The following is a 23,587-nucleotide window of genomic DNA, read 5'->3' as shown; positions in this document are numbered from 1 at the left end:
GGGGCGATGCGGGCGGACCGGCGGAGCCGGATCCGCCGCATCCTGGGTGGGGCGGGGATTGGGGCGCGGCAGCGGTTATGTGGCCAGGTGGCGGATCAGGGGGGCGAGCAGCGTGGTTAGGAGGCCGCTGAAGATCATCAGGAGGCTGGCCATTACGCCGGCGGGCTCGCCGAATTCGCGGGCCTTGACGGTGCCCAGCGCGTGGGCGGCGGCGCCGTAGGAGGCGCCGCGCGCCAGGCCGGAGCGGCGCGGCAGCAGGGCAAGCACCAGTTCGCCGGTGACGATGCCGGCCACGCCGGTCAGCACCACGAACATGGCGGTCAGGTCGGCCTTGCCGCCGACCCGCTCGGCGATGCCCATCGCGAATGGCGTCGAGATCGACCGCACCAGCAGGCTGTTGGCCACCTCACCCGGCAGCCCGGCCGCCCGCGCCAGCAGCCACGACGAGCCGACGGCCATCGTCACGCCGGCCACCGTGCCGGCCAGCAGCGCCGCCCAATGTTCGCGGATCAGCGCGCGGTGCTGGTAGATCGGCACCGCGAAGCCGACGGTGGCCGGGCCCAGGCACCACAGCAGCCAGTGCGTATCGGACAGGTATTCGTCCAGCGGGATGTGCGCGGCCCACAACAGCGCAGCCAGCGCGGCCGGCGTCAGCAGGATGGGGTTGAACCACAGCCGCGGCCAGCGCCGGTACAGATACTTGTTCGGATAGAACAGCGCCAGCGTGGCCAGCACGCAAAAAACGGCCATGCCCATGTCAGTCCCCCGTGGCGCTGCGCGTCCCGGCCAGGATGCGGCGGATCCGTGAAGCGCGTAGGGGGGCGCCCTTCCTCACCAGGAGTTCCACTGCGATGGAGGTGACGGCCATCACGCAGGCGTTGCCGACCACGATAACGGCCAGCAGGCGCAGGCCGGAGTCGCGCAGCATGGGCCCGTAGCGCACCGTGGCCACGGCCGCGGGGATGAAGAACAGCAGCATGTCGGTCAGCATCCACTGCGCGCCGAAGCGCACGCCATCCACCGGCAGCCAGCCGCCGAACAGCAGCGCCAGCAGTATCGCCAGCCCCAGCACGCCGGCCGGCACCGGCAGATGCGCCCAGCGCGACAGCGCGTCGGCGGCCCACCACAGGGCGGCCAGCAGCAACACCTGCCCGCCCACGCGGGGCAAGGACGGCGAAAGCGGCATGGATGAAGAGGTGATCATGGCTGCGATTCCGGACCAAGGGTTTTCCCTTGACGGAATCATTCTAAGCACTGGATTTCCATTTATGAAATGAATAATATTCATCCAATACATTCCATATCGGCATTTTTTTGCACCATGGACCTGCGGGCCTTGCGTTACCTGGTCGAAGTCGTCCGCCACCGGGGCTTCACGGCGGCGTCGAAGGCGCTGTTCGTCACCCAGCCCACCGTCAGCAAGATGATCAAGCAGCTGGAATCCGAGCTGGGCACCCCGCTGCTGCGCAAGGAAGGTCGCCGCATCGAGCTGACCGACACCGGCCGCATCGTGTTCGAGCGCGGCCAGGAAATGCTGGCCATGCACGCGCGGCTGCAGGCCGAGCTGGCCGACCTGAACCAGGTGGCCCGCGGCGAGCTTTCGATCGGCATTCCGCCGCTGGCCAACAGCCTGCTGATGCCCATCCTGGCCCGCTTCCATCGCCGCTACCCGCGCATCGAACTGAAGCTGTTCGAACGGGGCTCGCGCACCGTGGAAGAGGAACTGCGCAGCGGCACGCTGGAAATCGGCGCCGTGCTGCTGCCGCTGGGCGAGGGCTTCGACACGCTGCCGCTGTGCAGCTACCCGCTGCAGCTGATCGCGCCGGCCGACTCGCGCTGGCGCGGCCGCGGCGAGGTGAAGCTGGCCGAACTGGCCGGCGAACCGTTCATCTTCTACGGCGAGGGCTTCGTGCTGAACGAGATCGTGCACGACGCCTGCGCCGGCGCCGGCTTCTCGCCCACCATCGCCGGCCGCAGCAGCCAGTGGGATTTCATGGCCTCGATGGTGGAGGCCGGCGTGGGCATCGCCCTGCTGCCCGAGCTGTTCGGCCGGCGGCTCGACCGCGGCCGCTTCGCCGTGGTGCCGGTGGCGCATCCGCAGCTGTGGTGGAATATGGGCCTGGCGTGGCGCCAGGGGCGCTATCTGTCGTTCGCCGCCCGCGCCTGGCTCGACACGGCGCGCAGCGTGCTGACCGAACCGGCGTTCGCGGCGGCCGCCGGCGATCCGGTGACGCCCCGCGGCGATCCGCTGACGCCCGGCGGCGCTCCCGCCCTCCCCCTTCCCGATTTTCCCGACCCGCAGCCATGATCCACGCCGACCTTTTCTGCCGCATCATCGACAACTACGGCGATATCGGCGTCTGCTGGCGCCTGGCGCGCCAGATGGCCGCCGAACACGGCTGGGCCATGCGGCTGTGGGTGGACGACCTGGCGGTGTTCGCCCGCCTGGAGCCGCGGCTCGACCCCGGCGCCGCGCGGCAGGCCGTCGGCGGCATCGAGGTCGTCCATTGGACCCAGCCCGCGCCCGACCTGGCGCCCGCCGACGTCGTCATCGAGGCCTTTGCCTGCGACCCGCCGCCGGCCTATGTGCACCGCATGCAGGACAGCCTGCGCCGGCCGGCCTGGATCAACCTGGAATACCTGAGCGCCGAACCGTGGATCGACAATTGCCACGCCCTGCCCTCGCCGCAGCCGAGCGGCCTGGTCAAATACTTCTTCTTCCCCGGTTTCACCGAAGGCAGCGGCGGACTGATCCGCGAACGCGGCCTGACGGCGGCGCGCGACGCCCTGCAGGCCGGTCCCGCCGCGCGCGCGGCATGGCTGCGCGAAACCGGCATCGAGCCGCGCGACGACCGCCTCGTCACGTTGTTCTGCTATCCGGACGCCAGCGCCTCGGTGCTGGCCGACGTGCTGGCGCAGGACGAACGGCCGTCCACCCTGGCCGTGGCGCACGGCGTGGCGCCCTACCTGCGCGCCGGCGAACGCGGCGCGCTGCGCATCGCCCGGCTGCCCTTCCTTTCCCAGCCCGGCTACGACCGCCTGCTGTGGTGCGCCGACCTGAACTTCGTGCGCGGCGAGGACTCTTTCGTGCGCGCGCAGTGGGCGGCGCGGCCCATGGTGTGGCACATCTATCCGCAGGCGCAGGCTGCGCACATCGACAAGCTGCACGCCTGGCTGGCGCGCGAGCCGGCGCCCCTGGCCGGACGCGAGCTCAACGCCGCCTGGAACGGCGAAACCGGCCGCGACGGGCTGGCGCAGCGCCTGCGCGCGGCGCTGGCCCCGGCCGCCTGGCAAGACTGGCGGCGCCACGCCCGCGCCTGGAGCGACCGGCTGGCCGCGCAGGACGACCTGGCGGCCCGGCTCGCCGCGTTCTGCCGGACGTTGCGGGAAAGCCGCCCCTGACGCCAAAGCATGCCGCCGGCGATTCCCCCCGGCTGCGCAAAAGGTTATACTAGCTGGCTGCACAATCAGACCTTTGGCAGCCGGCTACGCGCTTTCCTCCAAGGTCGCCCTCTCCAAGGCCGGTGTCCTCCCGGGTTATGACTCCCGGGGTTGTGGCTCCCCTTGGTTGACTCCCCCTTAAGGTTGATTTCCCGTATGAAGATCGCTCAGGAACTGCGCGTCGGCAATGTCATCATGGTCGGCAAGGATCCCCTGGTCGTCCAGAAGGCCGAGTACAACAAGTCCGGCCGCAACGCCGCCGTCGTCAAGCTGAAGCTGAAGAACCTGCTCACCGGCTCGGGCACGGAATCGGTCTACAAGGCCGACGAGAAGTTCGACGTGCTGGTGCTCGACCGCAAGGAATGCACCTACTCGTATTTCGCCGACCCGATGTACGTGTTCATGGACGCCGAGTACAACCAGTACGAGGTGGAAGCCGAGAGCATGGGCGACGCGCTGAACTACCTCGAAGAAGGCATGCCGGTCGAGGTCGTGTTCTACGACGGCCGCGCCATTTCGATCGAACTGCCCACCATCGTGGTGCGCGAGATCATCTACACCGAGCCCGCCGTGCGCGGCGACACCTCCGGCAAGGTGATGAAGCCCGCCAAGATCAGCACCGGCTGGGAACTGCCCGTGCCGCTGTTCTGCGACATCGGCGACAAGATCGAAATCGACACCCGCACCGCGGAATACCGCAGCCGCGTCAAGTAAGACCCGTCTCAGCCCAGTTCGCGCTGCATGTAGGCCCGCAGCGCGTCGGGGCCCAGCGGCCGCGAAAAGAAATACCCCTGCCCCTTGTCGCAGCCGCCCTGCGCCAGCCGCTCGGCCTGGTGTTCCGACTCGATGCCCTCGGCCAGCACTTCGCGCTGGGCCGCGTGGCACAGCTCGATGATGGCGTCCAGCACCGCCCAGGTGCGCGTGTTGTTGTCCTTCGGCAGCAGGGTCTGGTCGATCTTGATCTTGTCGACCTCCAGCCGCGTCAGGTAGCTCAGCGACGAATAGCCGGTGCCGAAATCGTCGATCGCGGTGCGCACGCCGATCGAGCGCATGTTGCGGATGGTCTCGATCGCCAGCGTCAGTTCGCTCATCGCCGCCGTTTCGGTAATTTCCAGTTCGAGCCGGTCCGGCTGCAGCTTGGAGGCGTGCAGCGCCGCCTCGATCGCGTCCATCAGGCCGGGATCGCGGAACTGCACGGTCGACATGTTCACGCTCACGCGCATCGGCGCCGGCAGGTTCGCCGCCGCGAAGCGGATGCTTTCGGCCAGAACCCAGTTGCCGATCGGCAGGATCAGGCCGTTCTGCTCGGCCATGCGGATGAACAGGTCCGGCGGCACCGCGACGCGGCCCGGCGGCTGCCAGCGCAGGAGCGCTTCCACGCCCGACGGCCGGCGCGACGGCAGCAGCACCTTGGGCTGGTAGACCAGCGAAAACTCGTTGCGCTCGAGCGCGCCCATCAAGGCCGTCTCGATCGCCAGCATGTCGCGCGAACGGCGCGCCATGGCCGGGTTGTACAGGCCCACCCGGTTTTCGCCGCCCGAACTGCGGCGCGCCTGACGCAGTGCCAGGTCGGCCGCGTGCATCAGGCCTTCGGCCTCGCGGATCTCGCCGGCGGCCCAGGCCACGCCGGCCATCGCGCGAGGCAGCAGGCGGCGGTCGCCCAGCACCACTTCGTGGCCGGTCACCGCCCACAGCAGTTCCTCGGCCTCGGCCACGGCGGCCTGCGACGAGCGGATGCCCGTCAGCGCGATGCCGAAGCGGTCACCGCCCAGCCGCGCCACCTGGGCCGAGCTGCCGGCTGCCGCGCTCAGGCGGCCGGCGATCTCGTGCAGGACCAGGTCGCCGAAGGCATGGCCCAGCGCCTCGTTGATCGCGGCGAAGTCGGCCAGGTTGATCACCACCAGGGCCAGGTCGCGGTCGCGGCCGCCGGCGATCAGGCCTTCCAGGTGGGCGAAGAAGGAACGCGCATTGGCCAGCCCGGTGAGCTCGTCGCGGGTGGCGAGGTCTTCCAGCGTCTGGATGGCATTGGCCATCTCGGAAACGTCGGTGACGACGGCGACGAAGCCGACGAAATCCGGCGATTCGGCGCGCGTGATGTTGGCCAGCGCCAGGAACTCGCGGCCGTCGGCGCGATGGGCCTTGACGGTGCGCGTGCGGCCCATGATGCGGGCCAGGTCGGCATGCAGGGCACGCCCGAAGCGCGGCTCGTGCGCCGGGCTGAGCGCGGCCGGGATCAGGTCGTCGATCGACAGCGCGGCCATGCGTTCGCGCGAGACGCCGAACAGCCTGCAGGCCGCTTCGTTGGCGGCGCAGATGCGGCCGGTTTCGGTGATGGCCAGCAGGCCCTCGCCCACGGCGTCGAGAAACGTCACGGCTATTTTTTCAAGCATGGCGCAGGCCGGTTCTGCGCGATGTGGCGAGCTGGAGCGATTCAAGATGGGCCAGATGCACGAGGAAAAACCGAGGTGCCGGCAAATACGCGCGAAACCGGCAGGCCGCCGTCACCATGAACGGACTAACGGCAGCGTCGGCCCATACTTGAGGAACCCCGCGAAAAACGCAGGCTACTGGAGATTGTCGTCGTCTAGCAAGGCCGGGATGGCCGCCACGGCCACCCCCTCTTCGGCCAGCTCGCGCCGCTCCTGGGCGGTGGCCACGCCCCGGATCGCGCGCTCGGGCGCGTCGCCCCGGTGGATGCGGCGGGCTTCGTCGGCGAAGCGGTCGCCTACGTTCTCGATCTGCTTGAGCATCTGGCGCAGGTGGCGGATGACCTCGCCCTGTACCACGCTTTCGGGCCGCCCGGCCGGCGGCGCCGGCGGCGCGGCGGGGGCATCCTGTTTGAGGCCCGAAACGTTCAGGCGAGGCGCCGACAGCTTGCGTTCGACCGAGGCGCTGTCGCAGAGCGGGCAGCGCACCAGCCCGCGCTCGCGCTGGGAATCGTAGTCGGCATGAGAGGCGAACCAGCCTTCGAACAAATGGCCGTGCTCGCACTGCAGATCGAAAACCTTGAATGCCATCGAAGTAGCGGGTCTTGCCGTCGCGTGACGCGGGCCGGCCCCAAGCCGTGAAGAATCTTTTATGTTACCCCAACCGTCCTGCGCGCAGGGCTTTGCGCTCGGCGTTCCGGCTCGAATGCGCAGGTGCGATGGAAGATGGTGCGCCCGGCCGGAATCGAACCGGCACGCCTTGCGGCCGCGGATTTTCTTACCCGCTACTGCTCGCGCAGCCGGCGGGCGCGTGGCGCCTGCCGTTCGGGGTCTGGACTCTGCCTTGACCATCGCCGCCGCGCATCCGGGGATGGGATGCCGCGCCGGCCTTAGGCCCCCGCCGTCGAGTCTCTACACACGCCCGGCGATGCATGCATCGCCTGCTTGGCTCGGCGTTCCCGTGCCAGGGGTTCGCCGAATTTGACGGGTTCTACTCCCGGTCTTTCGGCCGGGGCACTCCGCATTGCTGGAAGTCCGCTACGTCTACCTATTTCGTCACGGGCGCACGGCGCGTATTGTCGCACAACGGGGTGGACGGCCCGGCAGGCGGTTCGAGCAGGCGCGCGACGGCCGGGGCCATGGGGATCCGGCCTTGCGCGAGCAGCGCCAGATTGGGCTCGAAAGCGGCGGGATCGTAGCGGTAGTTCACCGTGAACGGGCAGGTGCCGGCCGGGTCTTCCCCGCCTGCGTCTGCGTCCGGGTCCCTGTTCACGCGCTCGATGCGGGCGCCGTTGGCGAGATGGAAGCGGGCCAGCGGGTCGTGCGGCAGACGGCCGTCGCGCACCTCGGCCAGGTAATGCGCCGCCAGGCGCAGGCCGGCGCTGCCGGCCGTTTCGACGTCCATGCGACCGGCCAACCAATCAGAGAAACCGGAAAGCGGCGCGAGCACGCCGAAACGGCCGATCCCGGGGGCTTCGCGCCGCAGCGCCTGGATCAGCCGGCCGACCGCGAAATTGCCGAATCCCACGCCGCGCAGACCCGGCATGGCCACCGCCAGCGAATGCAGGACCGCCCATGGCACGACACCGCCTTCGCGCGGCGGCACGGCCGCGTCCCGCAATTGCCGCATGCCGGCCGGCAGCGTGCGGCAGAACGTCACGTCGAGGGAAAAAACCGGCGTCGCGGGCAGATAGGGATGGAAGAAAGCGCAGCGCCGGCCAGTCGGACCTTCGATCAGGCGCAATTCGAGCAGGCCGGCGTCGAACCAGTCCGCGAGCAGCTCCTCGATCTCGGTCTCCAACATGCCCGGCGCGCCGAGCGCACCGCGCCATTGCAGCATGTCGGCGCGAAGCGCCAGCACAAAAGCCAGGCCGTCGGGCATGGCGCGCAAACGATGGCAAAAGCGCGCGCCGCTTCCGGGCAGCGCGCGCCACAATGGCCCGGGCAGGCGCCCGGCCATGGCCGGCCGGGTGGCGCCCACCTCGAGCATCGTTTTCAACATGCCGAGCCTGCCGGCCGCATCGGCGCCGCGATAGGCGTCGGCCCATTGCCGCGCGGCCAGGCCGGCGGCCGCGTCGGTCAGGCGGGTCGCGGCAAAGCTTCGCTGCAACAGGGCCCGCAGCCTCGCCGCCACGCGCGGCGGCAGGGGCGGCGCGGCGGGGACGGCAGGAACGTCGGCCTCGAAGGGCGGCATACCATTCTCCGTGAACCAGCGCCTCTTATAGGGCGATTTCATGGCCCTGCAAACCGGTCCCCGCGTCTACGACGTCATACTCGTCGTGCCATGTCCTTGTCGCGCCATGCCGCCGCGGCACGGAAACCGCCGCGGGCACCGCCCCGCTCAGGCCAGCCCTCGCCGCCGCAGCAAACCGATGGCCGTGCCCGTCAGCGCCGTGGTCGCCACCACCGTCACCACGCTCATCGCCATCCCCTGCCCCACCGAGCCCTGCTCGAACTGCCGCCAGATGAACAGCGCCACGGTCTGCACCCCGGTCGGCGCCAGCAGCAGCGAAGCCACCAGTTCGCGCGACGCGACGGCGAACACCAGCAGCATGGCCGCCGCCAGACTGGGCGCCAGCAAAGGCAGCAGCACGCGCATCATCGCCGTGGCGCCGCCGGCGCCGTGCACCCGCGCGGCCGCCTCCAGGCTGTCGCCGATCTGCATCAGCGCAGCCTGGGTATAGCGCACCGGATACGGCATCAGCAGGCAGCAATAGGCCAGCAGCAGAATGCCCCAGGTGTCGTAGGGCGTGGCCGGCCAGAATGGCTGGTTCCAGGCCAGGATCAGCCCCACCCCCACCACCACGCCCGGCATGGTGTTGGGCAGCATAGACAGCACGTCCAGCATGGCGCGGCCGCGGGCGCGGGTCTTGACCACGCAGTAGGCCACCAGCATGCCGACCAGGCCCGTGACCACCGCCGCGCCGACCCCCAGCGCCAGGCTGGTAGACAGCGCCTGCAGCGCGTCGCCGCCGGCGATCGCCTCGAAATGCACCAGCGAGAGATTGGCGATCGCCAGCCCGCCCGACAGCGTGCGGCTGAGCGCGGTGGCCAGCACCGCGAACAGCGGCGCGAAAGTCGAGGCCAGGCACACCACCGCGAACAGCGCGGCCGCGGGCCAGCGCCACGCCCCCAGCGAACGCCTGCCGGGGCGCGCCGGCTTGCCCGTCATCGTCTCGAAGGCATGGCCGCGCAGCATGACCCGCTGCAGCACGAAGGCCGCCACCGCCAGCCCCACCAGGATCAGCGACAGGATGGACGCGCCCGGCAGGTCGATCGGCCATTCCGAAAAACGCCGCTCAATGCCGGTCACCAGCACGAAGAAACCCGAATTGGCGGCCAATGCGGCCGGCGTGCCGTATTCCTCGATGGCCATCGCGAACACCAGCAGCAGGCTGGCGGCGATGCCGGGCGCGGTCAGCGGCAAGGTGATGCGCCAGAAGCAGCGCCACGGGCCCGCGCCGCACACCTGCCCCACCTCGGCCAGCCGCGACCCGGTCGCGGCCATGCTGCGCGACACGGCGAAGTACACCACCGGCAGCACGTTGAGCGTCATCACGAACACCACGCCGTGCAGCGAAAACAGGAAGCCGGCCGCGTTCGCGCCCAGCAGCTGCTGCGCATAGCCGCGCGGCTGCAGCAGCATGATCCAGCCCAGCGCCGCGATGTAGGGCGGGATCATGAACGGCACCAGCAGCAGCGCATCCCACAGCCGCGCGCCCGGCACGTCGAACAGGCCGCGCAGCGCGCCGAGCGGGATGCCGGCCAGCGCCGCGCAAAGCACCACCCCGGTGCCCAGCCGCAGCGTGTTGGCGGTCAGCTCGGGCAGCGCGGGGTCGGCCAGCGTCTTGGCGAAATGGGTGAATGGCCCGGCCAGGCTGCCCTGCGCCAGCGCCGGAAAAACGGCCTCCAGCACGACGAAGCCGAGCGGCAGCGCTACCAGTAGCGCCAACGCGGCGACTGCCACACCCGGCAATAGCGAATTCGAACGCATGGCGTCCAGGCCTTTTTCAGTTGTTTGTTCTATGCGGTCCGCGCGATGAACGCCGGGCGCGCCGCACCGCGCGGCGCGCCCGGCAGGCGGAACTACCGGGGCCTACTTGCGCTCGAACAGCTTCGAGAAGCGCTGCAGCAGCGCCTCGCGGCCGGCGCGCTCTTCATCGGTGGCCGGAGGCAGCGACTTGAACTCGCTCAGGCCGGGGCGCCTGGCCTTGATGTCGGTGCGGGCGGGCACCAGGTAGGTCGCGGCAACGCGCGCCTGGCCGGCGTCCGACAGCACGTAGTCGATGAACTTCTTGGCGTCTTCCGGCGTCTTGGTCGACTTCAGGATCATCATCGGCCGGCCGGCCACCACGGTGCCGCTCGACGGGAAGATCACCTCGATCGACTCGCCCTTGGCCCGGCTGTCCAGCGCCACGTAATCGACGGCGGCGAACACGGCAGCCTTGGCGCCCTGCAGCACCGGGTTCATCGCCTGCGCGTTGGGGCCGGCGATGGCCATGCCGTTGTCCTTCAGCGACTGGAACAGCTTCCAGGCACCGTCGCCGTTGGCAGCCTGCAGGCCCGACAGCAGTTCGAGCGCGGTGCCGGACTGGGCCGGATCGGGCATGTTTACCAGGTTCTTGAACTCGGGCTTGGTCAGGTCGCTCCAGTCGGCCGGGCGCGGGGTGCCGCTCTTGGTGTTCCACGCGATGGCCAGTGCCGACAGGCCCTGCGCCACATAGGTGCCGCTCTTGTAGATGGCCGGCACATTGGCCGCGTTCGGGCTCTGGTACGGCAGCAGCCAGCCGCGGCGGTCGAGGTCGATCGCGCTGTCCCACGAGGCCGAGATCACCACGTCGGCGCGCGGGTTCGACGCTTCGGCCTCGAGCCTGGCCATGACCTTGCCGGTGTCGGCCTGGAACACGTCGACCGTCACGCCGGTCTGCTTCTTGAAGTCATCGGCCAGGTTCTTGATCAGGCCGGCCGGGCCGGCGGTGTAGACCGTCAGCGCCTGGGCGTTGCCGGCCGCCAGCGCGGCGCCGATCGACAGCATGGCAATCAGGGGTTTGAGCGTTTTCATGGCATTCCACAAAAGGATGGACGATGCCGGCCGTCATGCGGCCAGCGGGAACCAGCGCAGCCGCGACCAGTCGACGTCGAGGGCGACCGCCTGCTGGATCGGCATGCGCACGTCGGTCAGCAAGGCCAGTTCGAGCGCCTGGCCGGCCGCGCCGACGCGGACGGTGGTGGCGTACTGGCCGCCGCGGTAGCGCTGCGCGATGACCAGGCCGCGCAGCGTTTCTCCCGTGCCGGCGCGCAGCGCGGCGGGCGGAATCAGGAGATGGCCGGGGCCGGGGGCGCCCGCCGACCCGGCAGCGGGGCCGACCAGCTCGACGCCGCAATCGAGCCGCCAGCCGCGCTCGGTACGCTCGGCGCGCGATAGCGCGCCCAGCTTCAGGAATTCGGCCACGTCGGCCGTGCCCGGCTCGTGGATCAGCGCATCCGGCGCCGCCATCTGGCGGATCCGGCCGCCGCGCATCACGGCCACCGTATCGGCCAGCGTGAAGGCTTCTTCGTGGTCGTGGGTGACGTAGACGGCAGTGGTGCCGAGGTCGCGCAACAGGCGGCCGATCTCGGCGCACAGGGTCTCGCGCAGATCGCGGTCGAGGTTGGACAGCGGCTCGTCGAACAGCAGCACGCGCGGGCGGGCGACGATGGCGCGGGCCAGCGCCACGCGCTGCTGCTGGCCGCCCGACAGACTGCCGGGCTGGCGCGATCCGAAACCGCCCAGGCCGACCAGCTCGAGCGCATGCGCGACCCGGCTGGCGCGCTCGCGCCGGTCCACGCCGCGCACTTCCAGCGGGAAGGACACATTGCCGCCGACCGTCATGTGCGGCCACAGCGCGTAATCCTGGAACACCATGCCCAGGCCGCGCTTTTCCGGCGGCAAGAACACGCCGTCCCCGCTGACCGTGACGCCGTCGATGGCGATGCGGCCGGCGACCGGGCGGTCCAGCCCGGCCAGCGCCTTCAGCAGCGTCGTCTTGCCGCAGCCCGAGGGGCCAAGCAGCGCGAGCACGCGGCCCGGCTCCAGACGGATGTCGATGTGGTCAAGAACCGTATTGGCGGCAAACCGCTGCACCAGGCCCTCGATCTCGATCGAGGCGCCGGCAGTGCTGGTGGGGTGCATGGGGTATCGATGGCCGTGTGGGGAAGAACGGCGGCATCGTATTTCTCTTGCGTGACGGTTTTGTGACTGGCGAGTTCCGGCCCTTTTTGGCGAGGGGCGTTTGACACGCGGGCGCTGGTCTTGCTATAGTTTCTTTCTCACTTCGAAAGCTGAAGTGCGGCAATGCGGGAATAGCTCAGTTGGTAGAGCGCAACCTTGCCAAGGTTGAGGTCGCGAGTTCGAGACTCGTTTCCCGCTCCAAATTCTCAAAAGGGCCCAAACGTCGGTTTGGGCCCTTTTGCGTTTGCGCCTAGGCTATCCTTAATAGCTGCTTTCGGCCCAAAGCGTAAGTTCGTCTGCTGCCTACCAATGACCGTTTTGGAACTTACCGGTGAGGGCAGGCAGTTGCCGCTTGATTACATCAAGAACGGACTGCCACTCTTCATGTGGGATGCGGGTCGTAGGACGAACAGCTCGCCTGATCAGGCGCAGGGCTGCAATCTCCAATCCTCGCATCACAGGGACATTTTTTCTGGACGATCATGGCGTTGCTCAAGGGCGATGCGACGGCGCTCGAGAGAGGAAGCCCGGCGGTGCGTACGCGTCCGCCGCGCGACGTGATGGACCGGCGTTGTCATCTGGCCGCGTTCCTGCGGCAACCCATCGAAGTTGGATCGTGGGGTAATCCCCCCACCAGCGGTTTGTCGCCACATCGGCAACCCCGAAACGCTTGCCTCTCGTTGCGCGTGGCAGGCCCGCTCGCAATCAGGACGTAACGCGCGAACATCCAATGCCTTAGATATGGGCTCATGGCGGTCATGCGGCCAGTTCCCCACGCCGCTCGATGATGCGCGAAACCAGGCCATAGGCCACGGCTTCTTCCGCCGGCATCCAGTGATCGCGCTCGATGTCTGCCAGCACCCGATCCAGGGGCTGCCCGCTTTCACGCGCAATGACGCGGGCGATGCGCTCGCGCGCCTTGACGATCTCGCGCGCATGGATGGCGATATCGCTGGCCGGGCCGCCGGCGCCGCCGCTGGGCTGATGGATCAGGAAGCGGGTTTGCGGCAGGCAGAAGCGGCGCTCGCGCGGCGCGCCGAGGTAGAGATGGGTGGCGGCGCTGCCTACCCAGCCGGTGCCTACCATGTTGACCGGCGCGCAGATGAAACGCACCACGTCGTGTATCGCATCGCCCGATTCCAGATGGCCGCCGGGGGATGAGACGATCATGTTGATGGGCGCATCGGACTCTGCGTCGAGCGCCAGCAGGCGGCGCACCGTTTCGGACGCCGTGGCGTCGGTGATGGTTCCGAATACCAGCACCGTCCGGGCCCGGAAGGTCTTCTCTTCCAGGAAGGCGCCGTTCTGTGCCGGCGAAGGCGCGGCATTGCGGTCCGGATCGTTGGCGAACATCGGGAAAGCTCCTTTCGTGTTAAGTTCCGCCGGTAAACGAACGAGCCGCCGATAACGTGACATCCGCCGTCCCTCCCCATCCCCTGGCCGACGACGAGGCATTGCGCAAGCGCCTGATCGCGCTGGCCCGGCGCTGGCTGGCGCACGGCAGCGAGGCCGAAGACCTGGTCCAGGACGCCTATCTGCGCACGGCCGCGGGAGCGCTGCCGCCCACCGAAGCGGGCCGGGAAGCATGGCTGGTCACGGTGCTGCACCACCTCTGCATCGATTTCCTGCGTCGTCAGGGACGCTACCGGACCATTCTCGCGCAGGCCGCCGAAGAAACGCCGCACCGGCCGGACGACGATTGGCCGCAGCGGCTGGCCGATCAGGCGCAACGCGTGGAAGCGGCCCTGGCCCACCTGAGCCGGACCCTGGCCCCCGGCGATGCGGCGGCCGTGCTGCTGTACGAAATCTTCGGGTTCAGCCACGCCGAACTCGGCTCGCTGGCCGGCCGCAGCGAGGACGCATCCCGCCAGCACCTGCATCGCTTGCTCCGGCGTCTACGTTCCACGCCTATCGGCCCCAGGCCGGACGAAATAGAGGAAGAGGAAGGCGACGACGCGGCGTACCTGTTCGCGCTGTGCCGGCATGCGCTGACCCAGCGCGATCCCGGCGGGCTCGTCGCCGTGCTGCGCGCTTGCCGGCCGCAGGCGATGGCGGCGCTTGCGAATGCCGTGGCCGGCGGTGTGCGGGAAGACATGGCGGCTTCCTGCATGGCACGGCGGATTCATATCCGGAACCTGCTGACCTGGGCGGCGCACACGGAAGACTGCTGCGCGCTTTGCGGCTTGTAGTCGATCGCCACCGGCAGCGCCAGGCTGGCCGGTAGGAGACATGCGAACACGCGGTGGCGCCGGGCACGCGGCTTGCAGCAACCGGCGCCGCGCCCCTCTCGCGAATCAAGCAGGCCGGGCGAGGCGGCGCCTAACGATTCCATTGGCAAATTCAATCGTAGATGCTAATGAGAATTGATATCATTTATTCCGTGAAGACTTTCCGCGAGCCTGCCATGTCGACCCATGCAGTCCCTCTTCGCGCCGAGCCCGCGCCGCGCCCTACCCCGCGCTGGTTTGCGTTCGCCGGCGCCGGAGCCCTGATCGCCGTCGGCTACATGGATCCCGGCAACTGGGCCACCGCCCTGTCCGCCGGGGCCGGCTACGGCTATGCCTTGCTGGGCGTCGTCCTGCTCGCCAGTCTCATGGGCATGCTGCTGCAATGGATGTCTTCGCGCGTGGGCGTGGTCAGCGGACGAGACCTTGCAGAACTCGCGCATGAACGCTACGGCCGGCGAACCGTGCTCATGCTGTGGATCGCGGCCGAGATCGCCATCATCGCCTGCGACGTGGCCGAGGTGCTCGGCGTGGCCGTCGCCCTGCAATTGCTGCTGGGCGTCTCGCTGGCCGTGGGCGTGGCGCTGTCCGCGGTCGGCACCTTCGGCCTGCTGGCCTTGAAGCGCCGCGGCACGCGAAGGCTCGAAGGCACGGTGACCGCCCTCATCATGTTCACGGCCGCCTGCTTCGTGGCGCAACTCGCGCTCGCCCATCCCGACTGGGCCGCCGCGCTGCGGGGCTTCGCGCCCTCGCGCGAGATGATGACCAACACCGGCATGCTCTGGCTCGCCGCCGGCATCCTGGGCGCCACCGTCATGCCGCACAACCTGTACCTGCACTCGGCGCTCGTCAAGGATCTGGCGCCCGAGCGGCAGCCGGCGCAGGTGCGGCAGGCGCTGCTGGGCGTGAACTTCGACACCTTCGGGTCGCTCGTCTTCGCCTTCGTCATCAACGCGGCGCTGCTCATCCTGGCGGCTGCCGTTTTCCATGCCAACGGCAACACCGGGGTGAGCGACCTCGGCGACGCCCAACGGCTGCTCGCGCCGTTGCTGGGGCACCAGTGGGCGGGGCTGCTGTTCGCCGGCGCGCTGCTGGCCTGCGGCCTGAATTCCACCGTCACCGGCACCCTGGCCGGCCAAGCCGTGATGCAAGGCTTCCTGAAATTGAAGCTGACGCCGTGGAAGCGGGCCCTGCTGACCCGGGCGCTGGCCATCGGCCCCGCCTTCCTGGCCGTGGCGGCCTTTGGCGAGCACGGATCGACCTCGCTGCTGGTGGCGAGCCAGGTGGTGTTGAGCTTGCAGTTGCCGCTGGCGGTGATCCCGCTGGTGAAGTTCGCTTCGGATCGCTCCTTGATGGGGCGGTGGCGGGTCGGCGGTGTCTTGCTTGGCCTGGCCTGGATCTGCGTGGCGATGATCCTGGGCTTGAACGCGGCCTTGATCGGGCAGGCCGTGGCCGGATAGTTGCCGCTGGTTTGACACAAATTTGAAATTAGGTGAGAATGCGCGCCTTCGATCAGAAAGCATTGTCTTTCTTGTCACTCTCTTCGCCGGTGAAGCAGTAGATCAACCGGCGGGCGGCATGCAGGATACGCGGGAATAGCTCAGTTGGTAGAGCGCAACCTTGCCAAGGTTGAGGTCGCGAGTTCGAGACTCGTTTCCCGCTCCAAGAATTTTGTTCCGTGGAGATCCCACTGACTTCCGTGGATGCCTACCTGGAAATGAATCAAGGGGCTTCGGCCCCTTTTTCATTTCCGGCCGAGTTACGCTGACGTCCATCGGCTTCCACTGACAGCTACAAGTTCGTTGACCTGCTCCAGGAATTCGATTCCATGGATTTTCAGAGAGCCATGGTCGTAAAACAAAGGAGCCGCGGCTCCTTTTCATTCTCGCGACACCAAACGCTAGCGGGTTTCTTCGATCGAATCGACGCGATCCGGATAGAACGCCAGATGGCCGGCAATCTGCGCCACGGCGGCATGCGGCGACTCATAGCTCCACACGGCGTTGACGGCCCGTTCGCCACCGACCGGGATACTGTAATACGAGCAATCGCCCTTGTACGGGCAATGGGTGGTGTGGGAAGTACGCTCCAGCAACGTCATGTCCACGTCTTCGCGCGGGATGTATTGCACGGGGGTATAGGAGGCTTCGCGCAGCGTCAGCGCACGGCGCGTGTCGGCCACGGTGCGGCCGCCTGCCCTCACCACGATGTGCGCGGTGTTGGGCGTGACCGTGATAGGATGGTCGGGGCCGGGAATCTTGATGGATTTGTCGGTCATGGCTTGCTCCTGGAAGAACTTCGCGTATCTCGACACGAGTCTCTTAGCTTAGCGCTTGGCGGACCGCGCGGCACACGCAAGCCGCTGTAGTTCGTGACGTATCGTGCAGTAACAGTCTCCTGCTGATGCACGTGCCAGTCGGGCGAGGATTCTTCGGCCATTGCCGAGCGGTCGCACGCCACGGCGTTCGGCTTCCAGAGGCAAGAAATATTGAATGCAACGCGAAGGCGCGAGCTACGTGCTGCACCATATCGCCATTCCCACGTCGCGGCAATTGCCCGGGCAACGCTACGCGGCCAAGGCAGGCATGTATACCTCCGACGACCTGGCCTGCGGCAAGCCCACGCGGACGGTAAAGGCATTTTTGCGAGTCAGTCTGATTAGGGTACTTTATATAAAAATTCAGTGCTGAATCGCGATGAACGATACCGCAACCGTTGCGGATATCAAGCGCCGAGGCATGGCGCCATCGAAGAAAGATTGCGGCGGGGGCCCGTACATTCGCCACACGCAATAAGCCAGCCACCGTAGTGCCGTCCGAAGGAATACCTGCGCCTGACGATGCTGAGTTTCAACGCGTCCGAGGCCTCTTTCCGTGGCGCCGTTCGTCGAACGGCTGGTGCGTTTCTGGGCCAGCCATTTCGCGGTTTCGACCGAAAAGCAGGACGTTGCCGTGCTGGCCGGCGATCTCGGAACGCGGACCATACGCCCACACCTGTTGGGACGTCTCGAAGACATGCTGGTCGCGGTGGAACGCCGCCAAGACATGGCTGCAGGCCAATGCCGGACGGATACGCGCGCAGGTCATCGGCATCGCCACCGTGGTGCCCGCCGAGCACCTCGACCGCATGAGCCGGATGGACGCGGAAAAACTGTTCGGCGTGCCGGCGCGCACCTTCGACGACGTGGACCGCGCGCTGTCCTGGGTCTCGGAAACCATGGGCCGCGCGGCATGACGGCCGGTCAGACCGGGCTCGCCGCTGCGGCCGCCAGGCGGCCGCGCACCAAGCCCGCCGAAATCCGCGGCGAGGAATTGATGGACGCGGCCGAGGCATTGTTCCTCGGCAAGGGCTTCGACGACACCATCGTGGACGAGATCGTGAGAGGCGCCGGCGTCGCCAAGGACACCTTCTACTTCTACTTCAAGACCAAGGACGACGTCCTGCAGGCGCTGCGCGAGCGCTTCGCCGAACGCTTCCACGCGCGCGTGGAAAAGGCGGTGGCCGCCAAGGCACCCGCCGACTGGAGCGGCCGGCTCGACGCCCGGATCGAGGCCGCCGTGCACGGCTACCTCGACGACTTCGCGCTGCACGATCTAGTGTTCCACGAGTTCCGGCCGTCCGGCCGCCGCATGCGCTACGACAACCCCGTCATCGCCCACCTTTCCGCGCTGGTCGCCGGCGGCGCCAGGGATGGTGCCTGGACCGCCCGCCCTGCCCACCTGACGGCCTCGATGCTGTTCGGCGCCTTTCACAGCGCCGTCGACACCGCCATCGTCTCGCCCGGCAGGATGGGCCGCAGGCGCCCGGTGGCCAGGTGCGGGCGTTCTGCCGCTCGGCGCTCGCCTGTAGCCCGGCCTAGACGGCGGCCCGGCTGTCGGCCGAATCGAGCCCTTGCCGGATCGCGTCGGCCATGCCGAGCAATTCGGGCACCAGCTGGCCGGCCACCTGCTGCTGGCCGAACAGCTTGGTGGACACGCTGATGTTGATGAAATAGACGACGCCCGAGCGCAAGCGGATGGAAGTGGCGATCGAGGTTACGCCCGGCAGCCAGTTCACCTGGCAGTAGCCCATCTCGTGGACCTGACGGACCGATTCGCGGATGTCCTGCTCCAGCCGCTCCCAGCGGTCGGCGTAGCGCGGTCGCAGCCCTTCCAGGAAACGGTCGAGATCCGGCTCGCCCAGCGTCGCCAGATGCGCGCGGCCGAGCGAGGTCAGTTCGACCGGGGTGCGATGCCCGGTGGTGACATGCCGGGGCATGCCCACGCAGTTGCGCCGGAAGGCATGCAGATAGACCATCTCGTCGCCGTCGGCCATCGCCAGGCCGACGTTGACCTGCAGTTCCTCGGACACGCGCCGCATCAGCGGAACGGCAACCAGCAGCACGTCGGAACCGGCGATGAAGGCCTCCGCCAGGCTCAGTACCGCGGGCCCCAGGCGGTAGGCATCGGCCGTCCGGTCGTGCTCCAGGAAACCACAGGCCACCAGGGTCTGCGTGAGCCGGCTGACCGTCGAGCGCGGCAGCCCCGCGCGTTCGGCGATCTCGTTGTTGCCCCGCAGGGAGGCGCCCGGACGGAAGACGCGGAGGATGCGCAAGCCTCGTTCCAGGGAACGGTTGGACGGGGACGCGCCCGGAAATCGTGTGTCGGCTCTGGAACCGGCGCGCATCATGCCGGCGCCCGACGCCGTCATGTGCGGCGGCATGCCTGCCACCGCCCTGAGGCCATACGCCATTCGAGTCTCCCAGTCGCCGCCCGTGCCGGCGAACCGCGCCGGGCAGTCTCAGCATCTGCGATGATCCATCGCGTATGGACATACTATACATGCCGGGAATCGTTCGGCGGGGCCAATTCCACTCCATGGAATTGCCCGATGCCCGCGGTCAACTGACCACCACCTCATCGCCCTCGATGGCGAAGCGATGTTCAAACCCCTCGGATGCCCAGTCCATGTACCGGACCGCCTCGTCGAAGCGGGGATCGCCGCGGCGCAGCACTTCCGGGCGCATCTGCGTGTCGATCAGCACCGGCAGGAAAGATACGCGGTCTACCCCTTTTTTCGACAGCACGGCCTTGGCGATCAGGCTGCGCTTGGCGTCGGTGCCGAAGGCCAGGCGCGGATAGGCGGGATCCTGCTCGATGCCGTAGATGCGCGCGAACTCCCTGGCCCGCGCCGGGTTCTCGCGGGTGGTGAAGATGAAGTTCGACAGGCTGTAGAAGCAAGCCATGCCGTGGTGCATGCCGATCGCCTTGGGGATGTGGGCGTGGTGACCTAGGATGATGTCCACGCCGGCCCTGGCGGCGGCGTTGGCGACGATGGGCTGGTATTCGGCGATCAGGCGCGGGATGAAATGCACGCCCCAGTGCAGCGAGAGCACCACCACGTCGGCCGCCTTGCGGGCCGCGGCGATGTCGTCGAGCACGGCGACCATGTCTTCTTCGTAGGGCACGGTCACCACGCGCGGGGGAATGCCCGGCTGCGGCTCGACCGCTTCGTAATAGGTGTGCACGCGCAGCGGCGCCACGCCCGGCCGGTCGGGACCGGCGTCGTAGTTTTCCGCCAGCAGCGAACAGTAGGCCAGAAAGGCCACCCGCACGCCGTTCTTCTCGACGATGGCGGGCCGGCGCGCCTCCTCGGCGTTGCGGCCGGCGCCGACGGTGCGGATGCCGCGGCCGCGCAGGTTGTCGATGGTGTCCATCAGCGCGTCGGGGCCGAAATCCATGCCGTGGTTGCCGGCCACGGACACCACGTCGAAGCCGCAGTCGGAGAACACCGAGGCCATGTGCGGCGCCAGGCGGCCGTGCCGCAGGCCGTGCAGCTGGAATTCGCCGCGCTCGGAGTAGATGCGCTCGGCCTGGCCGAAACGGATGTCGGCCGCTTGCAGGGTGGGTTTCACCAAGGTGCTGTAGGCGTCCATCGGCTCCTGGACGGGGCCGATGTCGCCGCAGCCGAGTAGGACTACGGTCGGTTCTGTCATCGCTTCTGTTCTATATTCAAAGATAAGGAAGGTAAGAAAAACGGCGCTTCAGTCTTCGTCGACGGGGATCCTGGCGTCCTTCACCACGCGCGCCCACTTCTTGATCTCGCCGTCGATGTAGGCGCCGAATTCCTGCGGGCCGGTGCCGACCACCTGCGCGCCCTGCTCGGCGAACAGCTGCTTCATTTCCGGCGTTTCCACGATCTCGCGCATCACGCCGTAGAGCTTGTCGACGATAGGCTTGGGCGTGCCGCCGGTAACGAAGATGCCGTACCAGGTCACGTACTCGTAGTCCGGCAGGCCGGCCTCGGCCACCGTGGGCAGTTCGGGAAAGACCGGCGAGCGCCGCTTGCCGGTCACCGCCAGCGCTTTCATCCGGCCGGTGCGCACGTAGGGCTGGGCCGACACGATGGTGGAAAAGCTCATGTCGACGTGCCCGCCGGCCAGGTCGGTGAGCGAAGGCGCCGAGCCCTTGTAGGGCACGCGCAGCAGCTTGCCGCCGGTCAGGGAATTGAACAGCTCGGCCGACAGGTGCGAGGGGCCGCCCGTGCCGCCGTCGGAATAGCTGTACTTGCCCGGCTCGGCGCGCACCAGCGCGATCAGGTCCTGCATGGTGTTCACCGGCAGCCCGTTGCGCACGGTGACCAGGCTGGGCGCCTCCATCAGGTCGATCACCGGCGCCAGGTCGCGCCGGACGTCATAGGGCAGGTGCTTCTTCAGCGAGGGCTGCACCGCCACCAGGGAATAGGTGAGCAGCATGGTGTAGCCGTCGGGCGGCGAGGTGGCCACCAGGCGCGTGCCGATGATGGTGTCGCCGCCGGGGCGGTTTTCGACGACCACCGGCTGGCCCATGCGCTCCTGCATCTTTTCGCCGAGCAGGCGGGCGATGGCGTCGGCGCCGCCGCCGGCCGGCGTCGGGATGATCATGCGCATGGGGTGGGAGGGAAACTCCTCGGCCGGCGCGATGGCGCCGTAGGCGGCCAGCGCGAGGCCGGCCGCGAAGATGTGGAAGCGACGCATCTTGATGTCTCCTTCGGAAGGCCTCAGCGACCTATGCCCACGGCGGCCAGGCGGGGCCACAGCGCGTCGGCCGGCGTGCCGGCGAAGGCGCGCCCCAGCCGCTCGCGCCATTCGGCCGCCGAGCCGTATTCGTCGCGCCAGCCCCACAGGCGGCGCGTGCTGAAGTGCAAGGGGTACTCGCGCACGAAGCCCATCGCGCCGTGCACCTGGTGCGCGACGGCCGCGCCGGTGTCGATCGCCGCCGCCAGCCGGGCGCGCGCCGCGGCCACCATCACCATGCCGTCGTCGCGCAGCACGGCCGAGGCGGCCGCGTCGGTGATGGCCGACGCGGCCGCCACCGCGCCGGCCATCACGGCCAGCTGCTGCTGCACGGCCTGGAACTTGGCCAGCGGCCGGCCGAACTGCACGCGGTCGCGCACGTAGCGCACCGACATGTCGAGGATGTTTTCCAGCGCGCCGCTGATCATCGCCGCGCGCAGCAGCGCGGCCATGCGCAGCACGGCCTCGGCATCCAGGCCGGCAAGCAGGGCCGAGGCATCCAGCGGCGCGCCCTGGGCGGCCAGGCGGTCGCGCGGCTCGCCGGCGATGTTGCGCCCCGGCTCGACCCGCAGCCGGGACGGCGGCAGCACGCCCAGCGCCACGCCGCCTTCGGCGGGCGCCACCGCCACCACGGCCGCCGCGCTCGCTCCCCATGCCACCGCGGCCTGCTCGCCGCTCAGCGCCGCCCCGCCCTGCCCGCGCGCGATCCGCCAGGGTTTGCGGTCGCTGCCGAGCGCCACCGCCAGCGGCCCGGCGGGCGCCTCCAGGCCGGCGCGCGACAGCAGCCAGCGCGCGAGCATGGTTTCGGCCAGCGGCAGCGGCACGGCGTGGCGGCCGGCGGTGCGCAGCACCGCCACCGCATCGCGCGGTGCCGCGCCGATGCCGCCGTGGCGCTCGTCGGCCAGCATGGCGGGCAGGCCCAGCTCCTCCACCGCCCCCCACAGTTCCTGCGGCAAGCCGCCGGTTTCGGCCGCGGCCAGCACGGCGTCGGTGCACAGCGTGGAAAACAGCCGCGTGGCCGTCTCGGCCATCATCGCGGTCATGCCATCGTTATCGTTCATCGCAACCCCAGTCCGCGCGCGATCACGCCGCGCATGATTTCCTTGGCGCCGCCGCGGATCGTGTAGCAGATCGACCAGGCCTGCGCGTTGTCGAGCACCTCGCCGAGCCGGCGCGCGCCGCCGTGCAGTTCTATGCCCTCTTCGTGGATCAGGTCGCGCGCCTTGGCGACCATCGCCTGCTCGAAGCAGGTGCCGAGGTCCTTGACGATGGCGGCCTCCTGGTTCGGGGCGCGGCCTTGTTCCAGCATCACCGCGATCGACATCGACATTTGCCGCAGCGCCAGCATCTCGGCCAGCAACGCGCCCAGTTCGCGGCAGGCCGAAGGGGAGGCGTCCTCGCCCAGCGCCTCGGTCAGTTCGGCCAGCAGCCGGAAGGAACTCATCCAGCGCTCGGGCCCGCTGCGCTCGTAGGCCAGTTCGGTGGTCGCCTGGTTCCAGCCGTTGCCCAATTCGCCCACCACGTTTTCGTCGGGCACGAACACGTCGTCGAAATAGAGCTGGTTGAAGTCGTGTTCGCCGGCCAGGTTGATGATGGGGCGGATCTGGATGCCGGGCGAGGACAGGTCGACGATGAAGCGCGACAGGCCGTGGTGGCGGTCTTCGCCGGCCGGTTCGGTGCGGCACAGCAGCAGCGTGTACTGCGCCACATGCGAGTTGCTGTTCCAGATCTTGGTGCCCTGCACGCGCCAGCCGCCCTCCACCTTGGTCGCCGAGGTGCGCAGCGAGGCGAGGTCCGAGCCGGCGTCGGGCTCGGACAGCCCCGGCGTGAAGAACCAGTCGCCGGCGGCGATGCGCGGCAGGTATTTGCGTTTCTGTTCTTCGGTGCCGAAACGCAGCAGCACGGCGGCGCTCTGGCGGTCGGCCACCCAGTGGGCGCGGATCGGCGCGCAGGCCGCCAGCAGTTCCTCGGTCACGGCGTAGCGTTCCAGCGCGGTGCGCTCGTGGCCGCCGTATTCGGCCGGCCAGGTCATGCCGATCCAGCCGCGCTCGGCCAGTTTTTTCGTGAACGGCAGCGAAACCAGCATGCTCACGTAATTGGGCCGCGGCAGCGCCCCGCTGGCGCGCTCTTCGGCAAGAAAGGCGCGCACCTCCTCGCGCAGCGACTCGATGTGCCCGGGAAATACGGGTGGCGTGAACTCGAAGCGGGCGGCTGTCATCGCGGCAGGTCTCCTCAGTAGTGGAAAAGGGGT

21 protein-coding genes, 3 tRNA genes and 2 pseudogenes are annotated in these 23,587 nt (G+C 68.6%); 10 read left to right on the top strand and 16 right to left on the bottom strand.

Features of this window, described 5'->3' with window-relative positions:
- Positions 1-75: 75 nt before the first annotated feature.
- Complete coding sequence (locus ABD927_RS15410) at positions 76-750, bottom strand: LrgB family protein (RefSeq protein WP_345250716.1); 675 nt, start codon at positions 748-750, stop codon at positions 76-78.
- A 7-nt stretch (positions 751-757) separates the two neighbouring features.
- The gene (locus ABD927_RS15405) at positions 758-1,204 is read right to left on the bottom strand and encodes a CidA/LrgA family protein (RefSeq protein WP_345250715.1); all 447 of its coding nucleotides are present in this window, start codon (positions 1,202-1,204) and stop codon (positions 758-760) included.
- A 117-nt stretch (positions 1,205-1,321) separates the two neighbouring features.
- Between ABD927_RS15405 and ABD927_RS15400 the strand changes: the two genes are divergently transcribed.
- The 3 genes from ABD927_RS15400 (at position 1,322) to efp (ending at position 4,155) form a co-directional block, all read left to right on the top strand.
- Positions 1,322-2,308 carry a LysR family transcriptional regulator gene (locus tag ABD927_RS15400; protein WP_345250714.1) on the top strand — a complete coding sequence of 329 codons (987 nt, stop codon included), beginning with the start codon at positions 1,322-1,324 and terminating at the stop codon, positions 2,306-2,308.
- Complete coding sequence (gene earP, locus ABD927_RS15395) at positions 2,308-3,402, top strand: elongation factor P maturation arginine rhamnosyltransferase EarP (RefSeq protein WP_345250720.1); 1,095 nt, start codon at positions 2,308-2,310, stop codon at positions 3,400-3,402. The genes ABD927_RS15400 and earP overlap by 1 nt, the downstream gene beginning before the upstream one ends.
- Positions 3,403-3,597: 195 nt before the next feature.
- Entirely contained in the window at positions 3,598-4,155 is a 558-nt protein-coding gene (gene efp / locus ABD927_RS15390; protein ID WP_345250713.1) for an elongation factor P, read from the top strand.
- Positions 4,156-4,163: 8 nt separating this feature from the next.
- Here efp and ABD927_RS15385 read toward each other — a convergent pair whose 3' ends face one another.
- The 7 genes from ABD927_RS15385 to ABD927_RS15355 all read right to left on the bottom strand — a co-directional run bounded on the left by ABD927_RS15385 (position 4,164) and on the right by ABD927_RS15355 (position 12,039).
- On the bottom strand, positions 4,164-5,813 hold the full coding sequence (locus ABD927_RS15385) for a putative bifunctional diguanylate cyclase/phosphodiesterase (RefSeq protein WP_345250712.1): 1,650 nt from the start codon (positions 5,811-5,813) through the stop codon (positions 4,164-4,166).
- 192 nt (positions 5,814-6,005) lie between these two features.
- Positions 6,006-6,458 carry a DUF1178 family protein gene (locus tag ABD927_RS15380; RefSeq protein WP_345250711.1) on the bottom strand — a complete coding sequence of 151 codons (453 nt, stop codon included), beginning with the start codon at positions 6,456-6,458 and terminating at the stop codon, positions 6,006-6,008.
- Positions 6,459-6,594: 136 nt separating this feature from the next.
- Positions 6,595-6,678 (bottom strand) — tRNA-OTHER (locus ABD927_RS15375).
- Positions 6,679-6,915: 237 nt separating this feature from the next.
- On the bottom strand, positions 6,916-8,061 hold the full coding sequence (locus ABD927_RS15370) for a malonyl-CoA decarboxylase domain-containing protein (RefSeq protein ID WP_345250710.1): 1,146 nt from the start codon (positions 8,059-8,061) through the stop codon (positions 6,916-6,918).
- 147 nt (positions 8,062-8,208) lie between these two features.
- Positions 8,209-9,819 (bottom strand): ABC transporter permease, encoded by a 1,611-nt coding sequence (locus tag ABD927_RS15365; RefSeq protein WP_345250709.1) that lies wholly within the window; start codon positions 9,817-9,819, stop codon positions 8,209-8,211.
- 144 nt (positions 9,820-9,963) lie between these two features.
- Positions 9,964-10,929 (bottom strand): ABC transporter substrate-binding protein, encoded by a 966-nt coding sequence (locus ABD927_RS15360; protein ID WP_345250708.1) that lies wholly within the window; start codon positions 10,927-10,929, stop codon positions 9,964-9,966.
- A gap of 33 nt (positions 10,930-10,962) precedes the next feature.
- On the bottom strand, positions 10,963-12,039 hold the full coding sequence (locus ABD927_RS15355) for an ABC transporter ATP-binding protein (RefSeq protein WP_345250707.1): 1,077 nt from the start codon (positions 12,037-12,039) through the stop codon (positions 10,963-10,965).
- A 164-nt stretch (positions 12,040-12,203) separates the two neighbouring features.
- Here ABD927_RS15355 and ABD927_RS15350 point away from each other — a divergent pair.
- A tRNA-Gly gene (locus ABD927_RS15350) sits at positions 12,204-12,279 on the top strand.
- Between the two features lie 555 nt (positions 12,280-12,834).
- Here ABD927_RS15350 and ABD927_RS15345 read toward each other — a convergent pair.
- Positions 12,835-13,431: an ATP-dependent Clp protease proteolytic subunit gene (locus ABD927_RS15345; RefSeq protein WP_345250706.1), complete on the bottom strand. Its 597-nt coding sequence runs from the start codon at positions 13,429-13,431 to the stop codon at positions 12,835-12,837.
- A gap of 101 nt (positions 13,432-13,532) precedes the next feature.
- On the opposite strand from ABD927_RS15345, the gene ABD927_RS15340 reads away from it, so the two are divergent.
- The 3 genes from ABD927_RS15340 (at position 13,533) to ABD927_RS15330 (ending at position 15,968) form a co-directional block, all read left to right on the top strand.
- Positions 13,533-14,267: an RNA polymerase sigma factor gene (locus ABD927_RS15340; RefSeq protein WP_345250705.1), complete on the top strand. Its 735-nt coding sequence runs from the start codon at positions 13,533-13,535 to the stop codon at positions 14,265-14,267.
- 215 nt (positions 14,268-14,482) lie between these two features.
- Positions 14,483-15,763: an Nramp family divalent metal transporter gene (locus ABD927_RS15335; RefSeq protein ID WP_345250704.1), complete on the top strand. Its 1,281-nt coding sequence runs from the start codon at positions 14,483-14,485 to the stop codon at positions 15,761-15,763.
- Between the two features lie 129 nt (positions 15,764-15,892).
- Positions 15,893-15,968 (top strand) — tRNA-Gly (locus ABD927_RS15330).
- Between the two features lie 235 nt (positions 15,969-16,203).
- Here the strand turns inward: ABD927_RS15330 and ABD927_RS15325 are convergent.
- Positions 16,204-16,581, bottom strand: a complete 378-nt coding sequence (locus ABD927_RS15325) for a DUF427 domain-containing protein (RefSeq protein ID WP_345250703.1) — start codon at positions 16,579-16,581, stop codon at positions 16,204-16,206.
- 214 nt (positions 16,582-16,795) lie between these two features.
- Here ABD927_RS15325 and ABD927_RS15320 point away from each other — a divergent pair, with 214 nt between their 5' ends.
- From ABD927_RS15320 to ABD927_RS15310, 3 genes and pseudogenes are all read left to right on the top strand, one after another.
- Complete coding sequence (locus ABD927_RS15320) at positions 16,796-16,993, top strand: hypothetical protein (protein WP_345250702.1); 198 nt, start codon at positions 16,796-16,798, stop codon at positions 16,991-16,993.
- A 189-nt stretch (positions 16,994-17,182) separates the two neighbouring features.
- Positions 17,183-17,350, top strand: a pseudogene (locus ABD927_RS15315) (DUF1800 family protein); the annotation flags it as partial.
- Positions 17,348-17,743, top strand: a pseudogene (locus ABD927_RS15310) (helix-turn-helix domain-containing protein); the annotation flags it as partial. The pseudogenes ABD927_RS15315 and ABD927_RS15310, both read left to right, overlap by 3 nt.
- Positions 17,744-18,158: 415 nt before the next feature.
- On the opposite strand, the gene ABD927_RS15305 reads toward ABD927_RS15310, so the two are convergent.
- The 5 genes from ABD927_RS15305 to ABD927_RS15285 all read right to left on the bottom strand — a co-directional run bounded on the left by ABD927_RS15305 (position 18,159) and on the right by ABD927_RS15285 (position 23,554).
- Positions 18,159-18,968 (bottom strand): IclR family transcriptional regulator, encoded by an 810-nt coding sequence (locus ABD927_RS15305; protein WP_345250719.1) that lies wholly within the window; start codon positions 18,966-18,968, stop codon positions 18,159-18,161.
- A 214-nt stretch (positions 18,969-19,182) separates the two neighbouring features.
- A complete protein-coding gene (locus ABD927_RS15300; protein WP_345250701.1) occupies positions 19,183-20,277 on the bottom strand; it encodes a CapA family protein in 1,095 nt (364 codons plus the stop codon).
- Between the two features lie 48 nt (positions 20,278-20,325).
- Positions 20,326-21,297 (bottom strand): tripartite tricarboxylate transporter substrate binding protein, encoded by a 972-nt coding sequence (locus ABD927_RS15295; RefSeq protein WP_345250700.1) that lies wholly within the window; start codon positions 21,295-21,297, stop codon positions 20,326-20,328.
- Between the two features lie 23 nt (positions 21,298-21,320).
- On the bottom strand, positions 21,321-22,397 hold the full coding sequence (locus tag ABD927_RS15290) for an acyl-CoA dehydrogenase family protein (protein ID WP_345250699.1): 1,077 nt from the start codon (positions 22,395-22,397) through the stop codon (positions 21,321-21,323).
- On the bottom strand, positions 22,394-23,554 hold the full coding sequence (locus ABD927_RS15285) for an acyl-CoA dehydrogenase family protein (RefSeq protein WP_345250698.1): 1,161 nt from the start codon (positions 23,552-23,554) through the stop codon (positions 22,394-22,396). Before ABD927_RS15285 ends, ABD927_RS15290 begins: the two co-directional genes overlap by 4 nt.
- Positions 23,555-23,587 lie beyond the last annotated feature (33 nt).

The sequence above is a fragment of the Pigmentiphaga soli genome, from assembly GCF_039541095.1.
Taxonomy (GTDB): domain Bacteria; phylum Pseudomonadota; class Gammaproteobacteria; order Burkholderiales; family Burkholderiaceae_B; genus Pigmentiphaga; species Pigmentiphaga soli.
Note: the sequence above shows the minus strand (reverse complement) of the source record. Positions and strands in the feature narration are given on the sequence as shown.

Coding starts and splice junctions, on each gene's coding strand:
- ABD927_RS15400 (WP_345250714.1), top strand. CDS start 1,322: ATGGACCTGCGGGCCTTGCGTTACCTGGTCGAAGTCGTCCGCCACCGG.
- ABD927_RS15370 (WP_345250710.1), bottom strand. CDS start 8,061: ATGCCGCCCTTCGAGGCCGACGTTCCTGCCGTCCCCGCCGCGCCGCCC.
- ABD927_RS15320 (WP_345250702.1), top strand. CDS start 16,796: ATGCAACGCGAAGGCGCGAGCTACGTGCTGCACCATATCGCCATTCCC.
- ABD927_RS15360 (WP_345250708.1), bottom strand. CDS start 10,929: ATGAAAACGCTCAAACCCCTGATTGCCATGCTGTCGATCGGCGCCGCG.
- ABD927_RS15345 (WP_345250706.1), bottom strand. CDS start 13,431: ATGTTCGCCAACGATCCGGACCGCAATGCCGCGCCTTCGCCGGCACAG.
- ABD927_RS15305 (WP_345250719.1), bottom strand. CDS start 18,968: ATGCGCGCCGGTTCCAGAGCCGACACACGATTTCCGGGCGCGTCCCCG.
- ABD927_RS15380 (WP_345250711.1), bottom strand. CDS start 6,458: ATGGCATTCAAGGTTTTCGATCTGCAGTGCGAGCACGGCCATTTGTTC.
- efp (WP_345250713.1), top strand. CDS start 3,598: ATGAAGATCGCTCAGGAACTGCGCGTCGGCAATGTCATCATGGTCGGC.
- ABD927_RS15300 (WP_345250701.1), bottom strand. CDS start 20,277: ATGACAGAACCGACCGTAGTCCTACTCGGCTGCGGCGACATCGGCCCC.
- ABD927_RS15405 (WP_345250715.1), bottom strand. CDS start 1,204: ATGATCACCTCTTCATCCATGCCGCTTTCGCCGTCCTTGCCCCGCGTG.
- ABD927_RS15335 (WP_345250704.1), top strand. CDS start 14,483: ATGTCGACCCATGCAGTCCCTCTTCGCGCCGAGCCCGCGCCGCGCCCT.
- ABD927_RS15325 (WP_345250703.1), bottom strand. CDS start 16,581: ATGACCGACAAATCCATCAAGATTCCCGGCCCCGACCATCCTATCACG.
- ABD927_RS15290 (WP_345250699.1), bottom strand. CDS start 22,397: ATGAACGATAACGATGGCATGACCGCGATGATGGCCGAGACGGCCACG.
- ABD927_RS15410 (WP_345250716.1), bottom strand. CDS start 750: ATGGCCGTTTTTTGCGTGCTGGCCACGCTGGCGCTGTTCTATCCGAAC.
- ABD927_RS15355 (WP_345250707.1), bottom strand. CDS start 12,039: ATGCACCCCACCAGCACTGCCGGCGCCTCGATCGAGATCGAGGGCCTG.
- ABD927_RS15285 (WP_345250698.1), bottom strand. CDS start 23,554: ATGACAGCCGCCCGCTTCGAGTTCACGCCACCCGTATTTCCCGGGCAC.
- ABD927_RS15295 (WP_345250700.1), bottom strand. CDS start 21,297: ATGCGTCGCTTCCACATCTTCGCGGCCGGCCTCGCGCTGGCCGCCTAC.